At 73.2% G+C, this 16,942-nt stretch carries 15 protein-coding genes; 4 read left to right on the forward strand and 11 right to left on the reverse strand.

Annotation, left to right across the window (positions count from 1 at the left end):
- Positions 1 to 118: 118 nt before the first annotated feature.
- Positions 119 to 802 (reverse strand): TetR/AcrR family transcriptional regulator, encoded by a 684-nt coding sequence (locus LCD35_RS00365; protein WP_224957635.1) that lies wholly within the window; start codon positions 800 to 802, stop codon positions 119 to 121.
- 79 nt (positions 803 to 881) lie between these two features.
- On the opposite strand from LCD35_RS00365, the gene LCD35_RS00370 reads away from it, so the two are divergent.
- Complete coding sequence (locus tag LCD35_RS00370) at positions 882 to 2,012, forward strand: NAD(P)/FAD-dependent oxidoreductase (protein ID WP_225043542.1); 1,131 nt, start codon at positions 882 to 884, stop codon at positions 2,010 to 2,012.
- 57 nt (positions 2,013 to 2,069) lie between these two features.
- Entirely contained in the window at positions 2,070 to 2,654 is a 585-nt protein-coding gene (locus tag LCD35_RS00375; protein ID WP_225043543.1) for a TetR/AcrR family transcriptional regulator, read from the forward strand.
- Between the two features lie 160 nt (positions 2,655 to 2,814).
- Here LCD35_RS00375 and LCD35_RS00380 read toward each other — a convergent pair whose 3' ends face one another.
- Positions 2,815 to 3,714, reverse strand: a complete 900-nt coding sequence (locus LCD35_RS00380) for an alpha/beta hydrolase (protein ID WP_308015880.1) — start codon at positions 3,712 to 3,714, stop codon at positions 2,815 to 2,817.
- Between the two features lie 244 nt (positions 3,715 to 3,958).
- Between LCD35_RS00380 and LCD35_RS00385 the strand changes: the two genes are divergently transcribed.
- A complete protein-coding gene (locus LCD35_RS00385) occupies positions 3,959 to 4,828 on the forward strand; it encodes a DedA family protein (RefSeq protein ID WP_225043544.1) in 870 nt (289 codons plus the stop codon).
- Between the two features lie 224 nt (positions 4,829 to 5,052).
- Here LCD35_RS00385 and LCD35_RS00390 read toward each other — a convergent pair whose 3' ends face one another.
- From LCD35_RS00390 to LCD35_RS00430, 9 genes are all read right to left on the reverse strand, one after another.
- Positions 5,053 to 5,805: an HAD family acid phosphatase gene (locus tag LCD35_RS00390; protein ID WP_224962784.1), complete on the reverse strand. Its 753-nt coding sequence runs from the start codon at positions 5,803 to 5,805 to the stop codon at positions 5,053 to 5,055.
- A gap of 198 nt (positions 5,806 to 6,003) precedes the next feature.
- The gene (locus tag LCD35_RS00395; RefSeq protein ID WP_224962782.1) at positions 6,004 to 7,128 is read right to left on the reverse strand and encodes a M20 family metallopeptidase; all 1,125 of its coding nucleotides are present in this window, start codon (positions 7,126 to 7,128) and stop codon (positions 6,004 to 6,006) included.
- Positions 7,125 to 7,796 (reverse strand): DUF1028 domain-containing protein, encoded by a 672-nt coding sequence (locus tag LCD35_RS00400; RefSeq protein ID WP_224962780.1) that lies wholly within the window; start codon positions 7,794 to 7,796, stop codon positions 7,125 to 7,127. The genes LCD35_RS00395 and LCD35_RS00400 overlap by 4 nt, the downstream gene beginning before the upstream one ends.
- The gene (locus LCD35_RS00405) at positions 7,793 to 8,239 is read right to left on the reverse strand and encodes a RidA family protein (protein ID WP_224962786.1); all 447 of its coding nucleotides are present in this window, start codon (positions 8,237 to 8,239) and stop codon (positions 7,793 to 7,795) included. Before LCD35_RS00405 ends, LCD35_RS00400 begins: the two co-directional genes overlap by 4 nt.
- Positions 8,240 to 8,282: 43 nt before the next feature.
- Positions 8,283 to 9,551 carry an NAD(P)/FAD-dependent oxidoreductase gene (locus LCD35_RS00410; protein WP_225043545.1) on the reverse strand — a complete coding sequence of 423 codons (1,269 nt, stop codon included), beginning with the start codon at positions 9,549 to 9,551 and terminating at the stop codon, positions 8,283 to 8,285.
- Positions 9,552 to 9,662: 111 nt separating this feature from the next.
- Positions 9,663 to 11,033, reverse strand: a complete 1,371-nt coding sequence (locus LCD35_RS00415) for an MFS transporter (RefSeq protein ID WP_224962776.1) — start codon at positions 11,031 to 11,033, stop codon at positions 9,663 to 9,665.
- A 176-nt stretch (positions 11,034 to 11,209) separates the two neighbouring features.
- Positions 11,210 to 12,118 (reverse strand): LysR family transcriptional regulator, encoded by a 909-nt coding sequence (locus LCD35_RS00420; RefSeq protein ID WP_224962774.1) that lies wholly within the window; start codon positions 12,116 to 12,118, stop codon positions 11,210 to 11,212.
- Between the two features lie 226 nt (positions 12,119 to 12,344).
- Complete coding sequence (gene nhaA, locus LCD35_RS00425; RefSeq protein WP_224961571.1) at positions 12,345 to 14,141, reverse strand: Na+/H+ antiporter NhaA; 1,797 nt, start codon at positions 14,139 to 14,141, stop codon at positions 12,345 to 12,347.
- A 107-nt stretch (positions 14,142 to 14,248) separates the two neighbouring features.
- Positions 14,249 to 14,932 (reverse strand): FadR/GntR family transcriptional regulator, encoded by a 684-nt coding sequence (locus LCD35_RS00430; RefSeq protein WP_224961540.1) that lies wholly within the window; start codon positions 14,930 to 14,932, stop codon positions 14,249 to 14,251.
- Between the two features lie 109 nt (positions 14,933 to 15,041).
- On the opposite strand from LCD35_RS00430, the gene asnB reads away from it, so the two are divergent.
- A complete protein-coding gene (asnB, locus tag LCD35_RS00435) occupies positions 15,042 to 16,904 on the forward strand; it encodes an asparagine synthase (glutamine-hydrolyzing) (RefSeq protein WP_224961542.1) in 1,863 nt (620 codons plus the stop codon).
- The last annotated feature ends 38 nt before the right edge of the window (positions 16,905 to 16,942 follow it).

Genomic DNA, 16,942 nt, shown 5'->3' on the forward strand with positions numbered 1-16,942 from the left:
CCCGTGCGGCGGGCCGCTCCAGGGCCACTGCGCGGAGGTCGAGCACCGCGCGGTGGCGGTCCGACCCCGCACCCGACGCCGCAGGTCGCCGCCTTCCCGCACGAGCTGTTCTCCCGCGTCAGCGATCGGCGGCGATGCCGGTGAGGACGAAGTCCAGGCCGTCGAGGAACTGCCGCCGGTCGTCGTGGCCGCGCAGCTGGTCGGCGACGGCCCGCGCGAACGGGAAGTCGTCCGGATCCAGCGCCTCCCAAGCGTTCGACACCGAGTCGAGGAACTCGTCCCGGTCCACCTCGTGATCGGCGGCCACCGCGTTCGCCGCGTTCTGCCCGGCCGCGCCGAGCACGTAGTGCACCAGCGCCGAGGTGGCGGTGAACCAGCCGGATTCGGGGACGCCGAGCGCGCGCACCCGCCTGCCGAAGCTGTCGTAGATCCGCGGTGTGACGGCGCCGCGCGGGTTGCGGGAGAGCTCCGCGGTCAGCTGCGCGGCGAGCCACGGGTGCTCGTCGATCGCGTCGAACAGGCCGAGCGCGACCTCCCGGACCTGCTCCCGCGGCGCGGCCGCGGTGGTGCCCGCGGCGAGGGCGGTGCTGACGACGGCCTCGGTGGCGGCGGCGAGCAGCGCGTCCTTGTTCGGCACGTGCCAGTAGATCGCGCCGGGCCCGGTGGCGAGGCGTTCGGTGAGGGCCTTGAACGTGAGCCCGCGCGCACCGGCGGAGTCGAGGAGCGCGACGGCGGTCTCGACGATGCGTTCCCTGGTGAGCCCGTCGGTGCGCCGCTGCGACCGCTGTTCCCGTGTGGCCATGCCGTCATCTTGACACATCTGGAGCGCCGTTCCATATTGGAATGGCATTCCATGAGTTCGCGATCCCGGAGGAACCGCCATGCGCCACCCCGTCACGATCATCGGAGCAGGACTCGGCGGCCTCGTGCTCGCCCGCGTGCTGCACGTCCACGACATCCCCGCCGTCGTCTTCGAAGCCGAACCGTCCCCGGACTCCCGACCGCAGGGCGGCATGCTCGACATCCACGACCACAACGGCCAGCCCGCCCTCGACGCCGCCGGGCTGCTGGAGCGGTTCCAGGACCTCGTGCTGGAGGGCCGCCAGGCGATGCGGCTGCTCGACCGGGACGGCGGGGTGCTGCTCGACGAACCCGACGACGGCACCGGCGGGCGGCCCGAGGTGCAACGCGGCGAGCTGCGGCGGCTGCTGCTCGACTCGCTGCCGGAGGGCACCGTCCGCTGGGGCCGCAAGGTCGCCGCCGTCCGCCCCCGCGACGACGGCCGCCACGAGGTGGTGTTCGCCGACGGCGCGGTGCACCTCGCGGACCTGCTGGTCGGCGCGGACGGCGCCTGGTCGAAGGTGCGTCCGCTGCTGTCCGGCGCCGAACCCCGCTACACCGGCAAGTCCTTCGTCGAGACCTACCTGCACGACGCCGACATCCGACACCCGGCGGCCGCCAAAGCCGTCGGCGGTGGCGCGATGCTGGCGCTCGCGCCCGGCAAGGGCATCCAGGCCCACCGGGAGCGGGGCGACACCCTGCACACCTACGTGGCGTTGGAGCACCCCCGTGACTGGTTCGCCGCCGTCGACTTCACCGATGCCGCCGCGGCCACCGCGCGCATCGCCGCCGAATTCCCCGGCTGGGCACCGGAACTCACCGCGCTCATCACCGAATCCGACACCGCGCCCGTGCTGCGGCCGCTGCACGAACTGCCGGTAGGGCACCGGTGGGAGCGGGTGCCGGGCGTGACGCTGCTCGGCGACGCCGCGCACCTCGCCGCCCCCAACGGGGAGGGCGCGAACCTGGCGATGCTCGACGGAGCCGAGCTCGGCGCCGCCCTCGCCGCGCACCCCGGCGACGTCGAGACCGCGCTCGCCGAGCACGAGCGGGCGATGTTCACCCGCAGCGCCGAAGCGGCGGCCGATGGCGCCGAGGCCTACGAGCTCATGTTCGGACCCGACGCGCCGCACGCCGTGGTCGACTTCTTCGCCGCAGCAGCGCAGGAATGACCGAACCGTCCTAACCGGACGGTGGAGCGGGCGGGGCCGGACGGTAACCTTCGCGGCGTGGTGACCAAGCGGGACCCGGACCGCGAACCGACCCCGACCGAGCGGATCCGCCGCGAGCAGCTGATCGACGTGACGATCGACCTCATCGCGCTGCACGGCTACCAGGGCACCTCCCTGGCCGGCATCGCCGCGGCCGCCGGCATCACCAAAGCCGCCGTGCTCTACCACTTCACCGCGAAGGACGCCCTGGTGCGGGCCGCGCACGAGACGGTGCTGGCCGCACTCGACCGCGCGGTCACCACCGCCGTCGACACCGCGGGCGCCGCCGACGGACCGGCCGCCTACGTCCGAGCCACCCTCGGCCACCTGCGGGACCACCCGCGACACGTGCGGCTGATCATCGAAGCCGATGGCACCGGCGGCGCCGAGCGCACCCCCCGCGAGCGCTGGGCCCCGCTCGCCGGCATCGTCGACGCCGCCGCCCGCGCCCGCGACGCCCCCGTCGACGCCCGCACCGCCGCCATCGCCCTCGGCGGCGCCATCGACGCCATCCTCACCGAACGCCTGCACACCCCCGACTACGACACCACCGAAGCAGCGGAACAACTAGTAGGAATGATCGAGGCGGTGCTGGATCGCTGAGAACTCGTTCTGCCTGGCGGGTGAGGTGGCGGAACCTCGGCGCTCCCTCGCTGCTGGATCGCTTTCCCGAGTCCGCCACGAGGGGCATCGCCGTCCTCGCGGGGCCGCTGAGAACCCGCGGGTGGCCGGGTCGCGTGCGTGGTGGCCGCTCATCGGCGGATCAGCTCGCCAGGACGTCGCGGACCGCCCGGGCCGCGACGTCCGGCCGGGACCAGACGAGACCGGAGTGGCCGACGTCGTCCAGGCGGCGGAGCTCGGCACGGGGGAGCGCGGCGACGAAGTCGGCGTAGAGCTCGTGCTTGGCGCGGGCGGCCGCGGCGGCACCGGCGCGGGCCTCCGGCGGGGAGAGCTCCGCGGCGAACGCGTCGGACCCCATCGCCGAGACGAGCACCAGCGGCAGGTCCGGGTCGGGACTCGCGTCGCGGACCTCCTGGAACAGCTCCGGCAGGTTCATCGATTCGCGCAGCGACCGCAGGTGCGCGGCTGGGCCGAACCCCCGTGCCAGCAGCGGTTCCCGGATCTCCGCGGGCCAGTCGGCGAGCGCCCGGCCGACCGCGGCCCGGTACGCGTTCCGCATCGCCGACAACCCGTCGGCGGGCAGCTCGACGTCGGTGGTCCACGCCAGGAGCCGTTGCGCGGCCTCGGCGGGCAGGTGCTGCACGATCTCCTCGTGCGTCGGGTCGAGCAGCACCAGCCCGGCCACCTCGTCCGGGAACCGCTTCGCGTACAACCGCGCGTAGAGCCCGCCCAGCGAATGCCCCACCAGCACGCGCGGCCCCGGCACGTCCGCCACCCGCAGCAGCGCGCGCAGGTCGTCGGTGACGCGGGTGCCGCTGCGCGGCAGCTCCACCGGATCGCTCCAGCCGAGGCCGAGGCGATCCACCAGCACGCTCGTGGTGAACTCGGCGACCCGCTCGTGCAGGCGCAGGCCGTGCAGCCCGGACATCCCGCCACCGGCCAGGAACACCGCGGGCGGGCCGCCGCGACCGGAGCGGTGCAGCAGCATCTGGCCGGCGGGAACCGGGTAGCGCGCTCCCAGCGGAGCGGGTGCGTCGTCCACGTCCGAACCTCCCGTAGTCCGCCGCCGATGCTCCCAGGCGACGCCGCGCATCCCGCGCCCGGGGTGATCGCGGACACACCTCGGGCAAGGAGGCTTTCCGTGCCGCTGCGGCATGGTTGGACACTGCTCCCGGACGAGGCGCGCTGGTCGGTTCGCCGATTCGCGACGGCCCGGGCCACCCGGGACCGCACGGCAGACGACCTCCTCTTCTCGTCGAGGGGGCAAGCCATCCAGAGGGAGAGACATGACCGGCATCGACCACGAGGGCGCGCAGCCCGGGCCGAACGGGGACACGGCCGACGCGGCGGACGCAGCCACCGCGACCGGCACGACCGGCGCGACTGCGGAGGACCGGGCCGCCGCGCCCGCCGCGAAGAAGCGGTTCCGCTGGCGCAGCAAGGACTACACGCCGGAAGAACTCGCCGAAGCCCAGCAGCAGTGGCGCGACGCGATGCCGTGGGAGCACCCGATGTCGCGCGGCGACAAGTTCCTCGTGCTCGCCACGTTCGGCGTCGTGCTGCTGATGCTCGGCTCGATGCCGTTCCGCCCGTTACTGCTGGCCTCGCACCCGCTGGGGTTGAGCGCGGTCACCGGCAGCCTCTCCGCGATCGGCGCGGGTGCCGCGTTCGCCCGCATCGGTGAGCTGGACCTGTGGCTGGTCGTGGCGGCCGGCGTGTTCGGCATGGTCAAGTTCGACTGGCTGTTCTGGCTCGCCGGACGCCGCTGGGGCGAGAAGATCATCCAGATGTGGGCGCCGGGCGAGTTCGGCAAGCGGTTCGTGGCCCGCGTCCGGTCCTGGCCGAGCTGGGCGATGCCGCTGGTCATCATCGCCGCGGCGCTGCCCGGCATCCCCGCGCCCGCGGTGTTCGCGGTGGCCGGGGTCAGCGGGATGGGCCTCGTCCGGTTCCTGGTCTTCGACGCGATCGGTGCCGGGCTGATGGCGGGCCTGGTCGCCGGGCTCGGCTACGGGATCGGGCAGCACGCCGTGGACTTCGTGCTGATGATCGACGACTACGCGCTCTACCTCACCCTGGCCCTGGTCGTCTGGGTCTCGATCCAAGCAGGCCGCAAGGCGAACAAGGAGCAGCAGGAGAAGAAGCGCCAAGCCGCTTGATCTGCGGGGGCGCCTGCTTCTGCTGCTCGGGGGGCGGGTGGCGGAACCTCAGCGGTTCCCTCGTTGCGGGATCTTTTTCACCGGTGGCTCCGCCACAGGCGAAAAAGCTGTCCTCGCGAGGGAACCGCTGAGCCCGCGGGTGGTCCTTCTGCTCTGGTGGTCGCCGCTCAGCGGCTTCGCCGCTGACGGGGAACAGGCGCCGGGCCGCCGAGTCCGCCCCAGGATCAGGGCAGGTAGTACATCGGGTTCGGGAGTTTGACGGGCTTTTCGGCGTGGCCGCCCTGCAGGTCGCTGTGCTGGTCCCCGAGGTTCAGCACGATCGTGCTGCCGAGCGATTCGATGTGGGCGCGGGTGGCGGACTTGTACTCCACGGTGCTGCAGTCCAGCCCGCACGGCAGGTGCTCGGGCGCTTCGGTGGTCGGCTTGAAGAACGCCCCGGCCGGTTCCGGGAAGCCCTCGTCGGCGAGGTTGCGCAGCGAGGCCTTCTGCAGGTCGTCGCCGCGCCCGGTGAGGAAGTAGACCCGCACGCCGTGCTCCGCCGCCCAGTTCGCGAGCGCCCGGGTCTGGCGGATCGGTTCGAACTCGGCGTCGTCGATGGCCTCGCGCTGCTTCTCCTCGTCGAAGCCGAAGTCGTTGTCGGCCTCCCAGCCGTAGGTCAGCTCCGAGGTGTCGTCGACGTCGAGCACGATCGCCGGGTTCGGCACGCCCTCCGCGAGCCGCTGCCGCAGGTAGCCCTCCGCGTGCGCGACCGCCTCGTCGACCTGCCGGTCCCAGGCGCTGCCCTCGGTGGCGTGGTGGTTCCCGTCGGAGTCCACCCGGTCGCCGTAGTAGTCCTGGACGGCGAGCTTGGCCCGCCCGAGGTTGGCCGGTTCGGTGCCGGCCGACTCCGAGGCGACGGCGGTGACCCCGCCGGCCAGCGTGGCGCCGATCGCGGCGGCGGCACCGAGTTTGGCGAGTCCGGTCCGGCGGTGGGCCATCGTGTCGCTCCCTGGAGATCGCGGTCGAGATGCGCGGAACCTAGCAGCCGGGCGCCTCCGGGCGCGGGATCTGACGCGTTCCCGACGGCGAGTCGCCTCCGGCGAGCTGCGGATTTCCGCTGCGCGGGAGGAGTTCCCTCGACTGCTCGCCTTCGGCCGCGATCTTCCGGAGATCCGCCCCGGCGTGCGGTCGACTGGTCAGGACGCCACGTCGAGGGCGGTCCAGGCGAGCGCGGTGGCCGCGTCCAGCAGGGCCCGTTCCGCGTCGCCGCCGACGCAGTGCGCGGCGAACTCGGGCTGGTGGTTCAGCGCGGGCAGCGAACCGATCCCGACGTAGGGGTGGATCGCCGGGACCACCTGCGAGACGTTGCCCATGTCGGTGGACGCGCGGTTCATCCGGCGTGCCACCGGGTTCGGGTCGCTGCGGCGGCCGAGCCGTTCGGCGTTGCGCACGTAGGCGTCCAAGGCCGGCCGGTCGGTGCGGAACTCCGCGTACGGCTTGCTCTCCGGCACGATCTCCAGCGCGGCGCCGGTGGCGTGCGCGCCCGCTTCGAAGCAGCGCCGCACCTTCTCCTCGGTCTCGGCGAGCTCGTCCAGGCTCTCGGCCCGCACGTACCAGCGGCCTTCGGTGCGCGCCGGGATCGCGTTCGGCGCCTCGCCGCCGTTGGTGAGGACGCCGTGCACCCGCACCGTGTGCGGGAGCTGCTGGCGGAGCAGCCCGATGGCGACCTGCGCGACGGTGAACGCGTCGGCCGCGTTGACGCCCTGCTCCGGGTAGGCCGCGGCGTGCGCCGCCTTCCCCTGGTAGGACACGTGCGAGTGCGACACCGCGAACGGTTCCGCCTCCGCGACGTCCACCGGCGCGGGGTGCGCCATCATCGCCAGGTCCAGTCCGGCGAACGCGCCGCGCTCCAGCATCTCGATCTTGCCGCCGCCGCCTTCCTCGGCCGGGGTGCCGTAGACCTCGATGGTCAGGCCCGCCGAATCGGCCAGCGGGGCCAGCGCCCGCGCCGCGCCGACGGTGATCGCGGCGATCAGGTTGTGCCCGCAGGCGTGGCCGAGCCCCGGCAGCGCGTCGTACTCGGCGCACAACCCGAGCCGGAACGGGCCGCTGCCGAACGTCGCCAGGAACGCGGTCTCCAGCCCGAGGTAGCCCGGCGTGACGTCGAAACCGGCCTCGGACAGGGATTCGGCGACCCAGCGCGCCGAGCGGTGCTCCTGCCACGCCGTTTCCGGGTGGGCGTGCAGCTGCTCGGAGAGCCGGACGAGCCGGTCGGCGTCCGCGGTGACGGTGGCCCCGGCGGCCTGCTTCGCGCCGCTCACCGCTCGTCCCCCGGCACGCCGTAGGACGGCGCCGCGGTCGGGTCGAGCGCGCGGGTCACGTAGTCGTCGCGCTGCGGCAGCCAGATCTCCAGCAGGTCGCGGAGATCCGCGATCGGCGAGTCGCTCCAGTCGATGCGCAGGTCGGTCTCGCGCCACGACACCTCGCGGACCACGGACAGCCCCGCCGAGTGCACCGGACCGGCCTCGCCACCGGCGGCCAGGCCCGCTTCGAGGGCGGTGAGCAGCCGCCGCTCCAACTCGCCGGTCGATGCGGCGAAGGACTCGGCGACGGCGTCGACGACCTCGGGCGCCGCCAGCATGTTCCCGGCGGCCACCACGCCCGGCTCGACGCGGTGCCGGTGCACGCCCAGCGACGCGGACCCGGAGTGCGCGGCGCCGTCGCCGCCCGGTGCCAGCACGGTGAGCTGCCGGTGCTCCACCAGATCGTGCCCGCGCACCACCGAGTCCAGCGCGGCCTGCGCCCCGGACCCGGACTCCAGCGCGTCCAGCAGCGCCGGGCCCAGCCGCGGATCGGTCACGTTCTGCGAAGAGGCACCGCCGACCCCGGCGCGCAGGTGGATGCAGCGGGCCGCGACGGCGGGGCTGGAGGAGGTCACGGCGATCCCGACGGCACCGCGGCCGTCGCTGCCGAGCACGGAGAACGTCACCGGGCACCTCCCGGGAGCACGGCGATCGCGTCGATCTCGACGAGCCACTCCGGCCGGGCCAGCGCGGAGACCACCACGCCGGTGGAGATGGGGTGCACGCCGCGGGTCCACCGTCCGATGGTGCGGTACACCGCCTCCCGGTAGCGCGGGTCCACCAGGTAGATCGTCAGCTTCACCAGGTGCTCCATCCGGGCCCCGGCCTCGTCGAGGAGCATCGCGATGTTGGCCATCGCCTGCTCGGCCTGGGCCGCGGCGTCGCCGATGCCGACCGATTCGCTGGTGTCGAGGTCCTGGCCGATCTGCCCGCGCACGTACACGGTGTCCCCGGCGACGACGGCCTGGCACAGGTCGTTGTCCAGGTCCTGCTCCGGATAGGTGTCGCGGGTGTTGAACGGCCGGATGCGGGTGTGGCCGCCCGCGACGATCGGCGGGTGGTGGGTCATCGTCGGCTCCTTCGCGGTGTCGTTGGACCGCTGGCAGCGGCGGTCAGCTCTCGTGGCCGGTGGCGAGCGCGGCGGCGTGCTGTGCGAGGTAGCCGCGCTGGGTGGCGATGTGGTCGGCGACGTAGCGGGCGTCGTGCCACACGCCCCAGATGAAGCTCGACCCGCGCCGCGACAGCCACGGCAGGCCGAGGAAGTAGATGCCGGGCTCCGCGGACACGCCCCGACGCTGGTCGGGGCGTCCGTTCTCGTCGAACGCGTCGACCTGCAGCCAGCCGTAGTCGGCGGCGAAGCCGGTGGCCCACACGATCGACCCGACCTCGGCCAGGTCGAGCTCCCGGAGCGGATCGGTGGCGGCGGCGGGCAGCGGTCCGAGGACGTGCGCCTCCGGTTCCGGAGGCAGGTCCAGCCCGTTGCGCTCGACGTGCTCGTCCGCGGCGCGCAGCAGCGCGAGGTGCTGGGCGTCGCCGAGTTCGATGTTCGCGGCCAGGTCCGGCGCGAAGCGCAACGCACCGTCCACGTAGGACTCGGTCATGCCGACGAGCTCGATCCCGGTGCGGGCCAGCGCGCGGAAGTCGACGGTGCGCCCGCCCTGCGCGCCGCTGACCGCGATGGTCACGTGCTTCGCGCCCTGCGGCGGGGTGTCCGCGTCCCACAGGCCGAGCACGCCCAGCCACCAGCAGAAGTCGCGGCCGCGGTACCGGCGCGGCGGCCGGTCGTGCGGGCCGACGGACAGCAGCACCCGGCGCCCGGAGCGGCGCAGCTCGTCGGCGATCTGGACGCCCGAGGAACCGGCCCCCACCACGAGGACCGGCCCCTCGGGCAGCTGCTCCGGGTTCCGGTAGCCGCTGGAGTGCAGCTGCACCGGTCCGGCGTCGGCGGGCACGACGGGCGGGATCACCGGCCGCTGGAACGGGCCGGTCGCGGCCACCACGAACCGAGCGTCGATCGAGCCCGCCGAGGTCTCGACCCGGAACCCGGGGGCGCCGGCGTTCTTGCGCACCGAGGTGACCTCGACGCCGCAGCGGATCGGCGCGTCGATCTTCGCGGCGTAGTCGGCGAAGTAGTCGGCCACCTGGTCCTTGGTGGCGAACTCGTCCGGGCCGATCCCGGCGAACTCCATGCCGGGGAAGCGGTCGTGCCACGCGGGCCCGTTGGCGACCAGGGAATCCCACCGCTCGGTGCGCCAGCGTTCGGCGATGCGGTGCCGTTCCAGGACGACGTGCGGCACGCCCTGTTCGCCGAGGTGCTCGCTCATCGCCACGCCCGCTTGGCCGGCGCCGACGACCACCACCTCGGTCCGTTCGCTCGACATCTCGACCTCCTTCGACCGGCAGTCGCGAGTTCTTCCCGCTGCCACGGGAAAATCCTCGAAGACGCCGTGAGTTCTGTCCAACAGTCGTTGCAGCTGCGCCGCATCTGCTCGTCAGATGCGGGCGGGTTCGGCGTCCGGTTCGCCGGCGGGGGAGAGGTCCTCGGCGCGCAGCAGCGCGGTCCCGGAGGTCTCCCGCAACGTCAGGGCCGCGACCAGCCCGCCCACCGCGAAGATCATCATGTAGGGGCCGGGCACCAGGGTGCTGCCGGTCGCGGAGATCAGCACCGTCAGCACGTACGGCACCGTCCCCGCGAACAGCGCGGCGGTGAGGTTGTAGCCGATGGACAGGCCGCTCTGCCGGGTGCGCGTCGGGAAGATCTCCGCGGACCACACCGCGTAGGTACCGAGGATCGCCGCGAGGCACGCGCCCAGCAGCAGCCCCGCGATCCACGTCCCGACGAGCCCGGTCCGCATCAGCAGGAACGCGGGCGTCGCCAGCACCAGCAACGCACCGGTGGCCCCGATGAACACCGGTTTGCGCCCCACCCGGTCCGAGAGCCCGCCGAACAGCGGCACCAGCACCAGGCCCAGCAGCGAGATCGCCGTGGACAGCAGCCCGGCGTTGCCCGCCGAGTGCCCGAGGTGATCGGTCTCGTAGGTGACCAGGTAGGTCAGCACCACGTAGAACGGCACGTGCATCGCCGTCATCAGCCCGGCCGCCTGCAGCAGTTCCCGGCGGTGGGTGCGCAGCAGCTCCCGCGCGGGGCTGCGCGGCACGGTGTCCGCGGCCTCCAGCGCCCGGTACTCCGGGGTGTCCTCGATCTTGTTCCGGATGATGAAGCCGATGACGCCCAGCGGCGCGGAGATGAGGAACGGGATGCGCCAGCCCCACCCGGTGAGCTGCCCCTCGTCCAGCCCGACCGACAGCAGCAGGAACGCGCAGGACCCGGCGAGGAACCCCAGCAGCGAGCCGACTTCCAGCCAGCTCACCCCGAACCCGCGGCGGCGGCGCGGCGCGGTCTCGGCGAGGAAGCTCGCCGCGCTGCCGAACTCGCCCCCGGCCGCGAAGCCCTGCACCAGGCGCAGCACCACCAGCAGCACCGGCGCGGCCATCCCGATGGACGCGTAGCCGGGAAGCAGGCCGATCGCCAGCGTCGCCCCGGACATCAGGAAGATGACCAACGACAGCGTCCGCTTCCGCCCGATCCGGTCGCCGAGCGGCCCGAACACGGCCGCACCGATGGGGCGGATGCCGAACGACACCGCGAACACGCCGAACACGGCGAGCAGCCCGGTGGTGCTGTTCTCCGCGGGGAAGAACACGGTGGCGACGGTGTCGGCGAGGTAGGCGTAGGCGGCCCAGTCGAACCAGTGCACGAAGACGCCGACGGCGCCGGCGGCGACGCTCCGGCGCAACCCGGCGGCGCTCGTGGCCTCCGGCGCGGCGGATTCCGGGGCGGGGCCGTGGTGCGAGGTCGGCATGCGCGCCTCCAGGCGTCGGATCGGTGGGACCGCGCTGGTCGGGCGGCGCGGTGCGGACCAGACTGACGCCGGGCAGCGGGATTCGTCCAATAGATGTTTTCGCTGCGCGCGAGCTGAAGAACAGATGATCTCGGACGGATTCCGGCGCGGTTGCGGGCGTGTTGCCGGACCGGTGGCTAGCGCACGTCCCGCAACAGGTCCATCACGGCGCGGGCACGCGCGGTCTGCCGCACGCCGCCGACCGAGGTGATCGTCACTTCCAGCGGCGGGCGGTCCCCGAGCAGGTCGAGGGCGACGACCTCGCCGCCGCCGTAGGTCTGCGCGGTCCGCGGCCGCTGGTTGAGGATCGAGTACCCGAGGCCCTGCGCGACGAGGGAGCGCACCGTCTCGTAGCTCCGGCTGCGGTACCGCACGTCCGGCGCGGTGCCGGAGGACGCCACGACCTCGCGGAAGTAGTCGCGGCTGTAGGGCAGGTCCAGCAGCACCATCGGATCGGTCGCCAGTTCCGCGAGGTCCACCGCCTCCCGGTCGGCGAGCCGGTGCCCGGCCGGGACGATCACGTGCGCGGGCGCCAGGTCGATCGTCTCCCGCCGCAGGTCGGCGTCGGTGGGCGTGCCCAACCCGTAGGTCAGCGCGAAGTCGATCCGCCCGGTGCGCAGCGCCTGGTGCAGGTGCTCGGCCTCGTCCTCCACCACGGTCAGCTCGACGTCCGGGTAGTGCTCGCCGCAGGAGGCGAACAGGGCGGGCAGGTAGTACGGCGCGAGCGTCACGAAGCAGCCGATCGCCACCGGGCCGCTGACGGAGCCGCCGCTGCCGCGCGCCTCCGCCTCGACGTCGCGGGCGCGGGTCAGCAGGTCGCGGGCCTGCTGCAGCAGTCGTTCCCCGGCCGAGGTGAGGGTGAGGCCGCGGGCCCGGTGCCGGATGAACAGCTGCAGCCGCAGCTCGTGCTCCAGGTTGGCGACCGCGGAGGAGACCGCCGACTGCGCGATGCGCAGCTCGTCGGCGGCCGCGGTCATCGAGCCGCGCTCGGCCGCGGTGACGAAGTAGCGCAGCTGCACCAGGGTGAAGCCGACGGGCGTGGTCATTCGTTGCTTCCTTGTCTTCGAACTCTTGCTGCGTGGTGCTCGGGTGGCGGGTTCTCAGCGTCCTCCTCGCTGCGGGATCGTTTTCACCGGTGGCTCCGCCACAGGAGAAAACGCTGTCCTCGCGAGGAGGACGCTGAGAACCCGCGGGTGGTCGAGCTGCGTGCTGGGTCGGCGCTCAGCGGCTTCGCCGCTGACAGGAAGACTGCTTGGTTCGGCGGGGGGCGGGTCATCGGCTGAGGCGGGCGGTGCGGGTGATGTTCCACGAGTTGGCCGGGCCTTCGAGCTTGTGCCCGTCGACGTAGAACACGGCCTGGTCCGGCAACGAGGCCGTGTCGGCATCGAGGTTGTCGTCCTCGATGCGGCCCAGGTGGGCGTAGGTGCGCACGTCGTGCACGAACCGCTCCACGTCAAGGCCCAGGTCGGCCGCGATGCCGCGCAGCAGCCGGGCGTCCGGTTCGCCGCGCTGCTCGGAGATCGCGTCGTGCATCTCCCAGAACCGGTCCTGCGCGCCCGCCGCCTCGATCGCCAGCGCCCGCACGAAGTCCGGCTGCGCGGTGACGTGGTGCCGGAACACCAGCCGGAACTCGTCGCCGAGCAGGTGGCGGACCTCGTTCTCCACCTCGAAGGTGCGGGTCCGGTAGCGGTGGTCCAGCGCGGCGTAGACGACGATCGTGGTCCGCGCGTCGACCGGCCCGCGGATGTGGTCGCGTTCCGGATCGACCTCCCGCTGCAGGGTGCGCCCGGCGGGCGCGGGCAGCGGCCGCAGCCGGTTGCCCGCGGCGAACACCGCCCAGGACAGCCCCAGCGCGAGCGCGGACGCGAGCAGCACGCCGACCCGCGCCTCGTCCCGCAACGCCGGATCGGACAGCGCCAGGTCCACCACCAGCAGCGAGATCGTGAAGCCCATCCCGGACAGGGCCCCGACCCCGGCCAGTCGCGGCACGTCGAGGCTCGGCACGCGGGTACCCGGCACCAGCCGCCGCACCAGCGTGGAGGTGCCCGCGATGCCGAGGAACTTCCCGAGCACCAGCCCGGCGACCACGCCCCAGGTCAGCCGGGAGCTCAGCGCCGCCGACAGCGCCTGCCCGGACAGCGGGACCCCGGCGTTGGACAGCGCGAACAGCGGCACGACGAGGAAGTTGACGTAGCTCTGCAGCAGGTCGGTGAGCCGCTGGTTCATCGGCACCGACCGGTCGATGCTCCACCGCGCGAGCCGGGCCACGCGGGCCGCCGGGGCCTGCCGGAACTGGTGCACCACCTTCGAGGCGGTGTCCACGTCCTCCAGCCGCGTCGGGTAGACCGGCATCAGCAGCGCGATCAGCACCCCGGCGAGCGTCGGGTGCACCCCGGACAGGTGCATCGCCAGCCACACCCCCATCCCGACCACCAGGTACGGCATCACCCGCCAGATCCGGAAGCGCTGCAGCAGCCAGATCAGCACCAGCCCGGCGGCGGCCACCGCGAGCCAGCCGGGAGAGAGGTCCGCGGTGTAGAACAGCGCGATCACGCCGAGCGCACCGATGTCGTCCACGACGGCGAGCGTGAGCAGGAAGACCCGCAGCCGCGGCGCCTTCCGCGGGCCCACCAGCGCGAGCATGCCAAGCGCGAACGCGGTGTCGGTGGAGATCACCACGCCCCACGCGGGCGCGGCCGCCGATCCGGCGTTGAGCGCGAGGAACAGCAGCACCGGCACGACCAGCCCGCCGAGCGCGGCGCACACCGGCAGCACCGCGCGCCTGCGGTCGCGCAGCTCGCCGAGGGTGAACTCGCGCCGGACGTCCAGCCCGACGGAGAAGAAGAACACCGCCATCACCGCGTCGTCCACCCAGTCCGAGGCGGACATCGACAGGTCCAGCCCGCCGATCCGCACCCCGGCCTCGGTGGACCAGAAGTCGTCGTAGCCGCTGCCGAGGTTCGCCCACACCAGGGCGATGAGGGTGGCGGCGGCGAGCGCGGCGGCGGCCAGCGGCTCGCTGTCCAGGGCCCGCAGCAGCGCGCGCCGCTGCCGGTAGAAGCGCGGCATCGTCAACGTGCACCCGTCCCGGTGGTCCCTGCGCACCGGTGCGTGCAGGTGCGCCCGGCGCCGTCGCGGGCAGCATAAGGCGGTCCCCGGCCCGGCGCCGGAGCCGATCAGGAACGGCGGAACAGGTCCTCGGCGAGGGCGAGGTGTTCCCCGACCGCGCGGTCCGCGGCGGCCGCGTCGCGGCGTTCGACCGCGTCGACGAGGTCGACGTGCGAGGCGTGCAGGTGTGAGTGCTCGTGCTGCAGTTCGGCGACCGCACTGCCGATGGTGCGGCGCAGCACCACCGTCAGCCCGGCGTAGAGCTCGTCGAGGACGCTGTTGTGCGCGGCGGCGACCAGCGAGCGGTGGAACTCGACGTCGGCTTCGGCGTACCGGTCGGCGTCGCCGTCGTCGTAGGCGGCGTGCTGCGCGTGGAGGTGCTCGCGCAGCGCGGCGAGGTCGTCGTCGGTGCGGCGCAGCGTCGCCAGCCGGGCCGCGTCGCGCTCCAGGCTGTTGCGCGCTTCGAGGCCTTCCAGCGCGTCCGCGGAGATCCGCCGGGACAGCGAGGCGGCGAGATCGCTGTCGGCGCGCACGAAGGTCCCGCTGCCGGGGCGGGTCTCCAACATGCCGAAGTGGGCCATGGCGCGCAGCGCCTCCCGGACGGTGCTGTGCCCGACGCCCATGTCGCGGGCCAGCTGCGTCTCGGGGGGCAGCTTGGTCCCGACCGGCCACTCGCCGCGGCGGATCAGATCCTGCACCTGGGCGATGACCTGGCCGGGCAGGCTCGTGCGCTGCAACGTCCTCACCGTCATGCGCACTTCCTACCAGAACGCCGTTTTCGTCTTCACCTCTGGTGGTGTGCAACAGTTCTGAACTGTAGTAGTTTCGCGGCCGCACTGGCAGGAATGAGAGGAGCACGCGATGTCCGGAATCGCCGGTTGGGTCGACTTCGACCGCGACCTCCGCGGCGAAGGGGCCGCGGTGCGCGCCATGGGCGAGGCGCTGCGCCACCGCGGCCCCGACGGCGGGGACGTGTGGCTCGACGCGGACGCGGGTCTGGCGCACCGCAGGCTGGCGGTGCTCGACCCGCAGCACGGGCGGCAGCCGATGGTCCTCGACGAGGACGGGCGCACCACCGCCGTGCTCAGCTTCAGCGGCGCCGTCTACAACCACGCCGAACTCCGCGCCGAACTGCGCGGCCGCGGCCACCGCTTCGGCACCGGTACCGACGCCGAAGTGGTGCTGCACGCCTACGCGGAATGGGGCGAGTCCTTCGCCGAACGCCTCGACGGCATGTTCGGCCTCGCCGTCTGGGACCCGGCAAGCCGCAGCCTGCTGCTGGTCCGGGACCGCGCCGGGATCAAACCGATCTACTACCACCCGACGCCGAGCGGGGTGCTGTTCGGTTCCGAACCGAAGGCGCTGCTGACCCACCCGCTCGTCGAACCCGTGGTGGACGTCGACGGCCTGCGCGAACTGCTGGCCTTCGTCAAGACCCCGCGCACCGCGAGCTACCGCGGCGTCTACGAGGTCGAACCGGCCGAGATCGTGCGGATCAGCCCCGAGGGCACCACGACCCGCCGCTACTGGCGGCTGACCGCCCGCGAGCACACCGACGACCACGACACCACCGTCGCCACCGTGCGGCGGCTGCTGGGTGGAGCGGTCGAACGCCAGCTCACCTCCGACGTCGGCTGCGGCACGCTGCTGTCCGGCGGGCTGGACTCCAGCGCGATCACCGCGCTCACCGGACGAGCCCTCGCCGAGCGGGGCGACGGGCCGGTCCGATCGTTCGCGGTCGACTTCACCGGGCAGGCCGAGAACTTCACCGCCGACGTCGGCCGCGGCTCACCGGACCGGCCGTTCGCCGAGGAGCTGGCCCGGCACGTCGGCGCCGACCACCGCACGCTCACCTTCTCCCCGGACGAGCTGGCCGATCCCGGGCACCGGCTCACCTGCCTGCGCGCCTACGACCTGCCGCTGTTCATGGGCGACATGGACGTCTCGATCCACCGGTTGTTCGCCGGCGTCCGGCAGCACACGCCGGTGGTGCTGTCCGGGGAGGCGGCCGACGAGCTGTTCGCCGGATACCGCTGGTTCCACGACGAAGCGCTGCGCGACGCGGACACGTACCCGTGGCTCGCCGACGCCGAGCACACCTTCGCCGGGGAGGGCACCGCGGACACCACGTTGCTGTCCCCGGAGATGTGGAAGCTGCTGGACCTGCCCGGCTACCGCCGCGAGCGCTACCGCGAGGCCCTGGCCGAAGTGCCGCGGCTGGACGGGGAGCCGGCCGCCGACGCGCGGATGCGCGAGCTCACCTACCTCAACCTGAGCCGGTTCGGCCGTCTGCTGCTGGACCGCGTCGACCGGATGAGCATGGCCGCCGGGGTCGAGGTCCGCGTCCCGTTCTGCGACCACCGGCTGGTCGAGTACGTGTTCAACGCCCCGTGGTCCGCCAAGATCGCGGGCGGACAGGAGAAGGGCCTGCTGCGCGCCGCCACCCGCGACCTGCTGCCCGACTCCATCTTCGGGCGGAAGAAGGCGCACTACCCGGCCACCCAGGACACCGAGTACGAGCGGGCGGTGCGCCGCGAACTCGCCGAGCTGCTCGACGACTCGGATTCCCCGGTCGGCCCGCTGCTGGACGAGCGGCGTGCCCGGGAACGGCTGGCGAGCGATCCGGGGGAGAACAGCGTGAACTTCCGCCGCCGGGACATGGAGAACGTGATCCAGCTGGATCGCTGGCTGCGCGACTACGACGTGCGCCTGGAGCTGGGGTAGTCCCGTTGGGGGGCCGGACGGCGCTCTTCCGGGGCGCC

Origin of the sequence: Saccharopolyspora sp. 6V (assembly GCF_020176785.1) — a bacterium.
Lineage (GTDB): Bacteria > Actinomycetota > Actinomycetes > Mycobacteriales > Pseudonocardiaceae > Saccharopolyspora_C > Saccharopolyspora_C gregorii.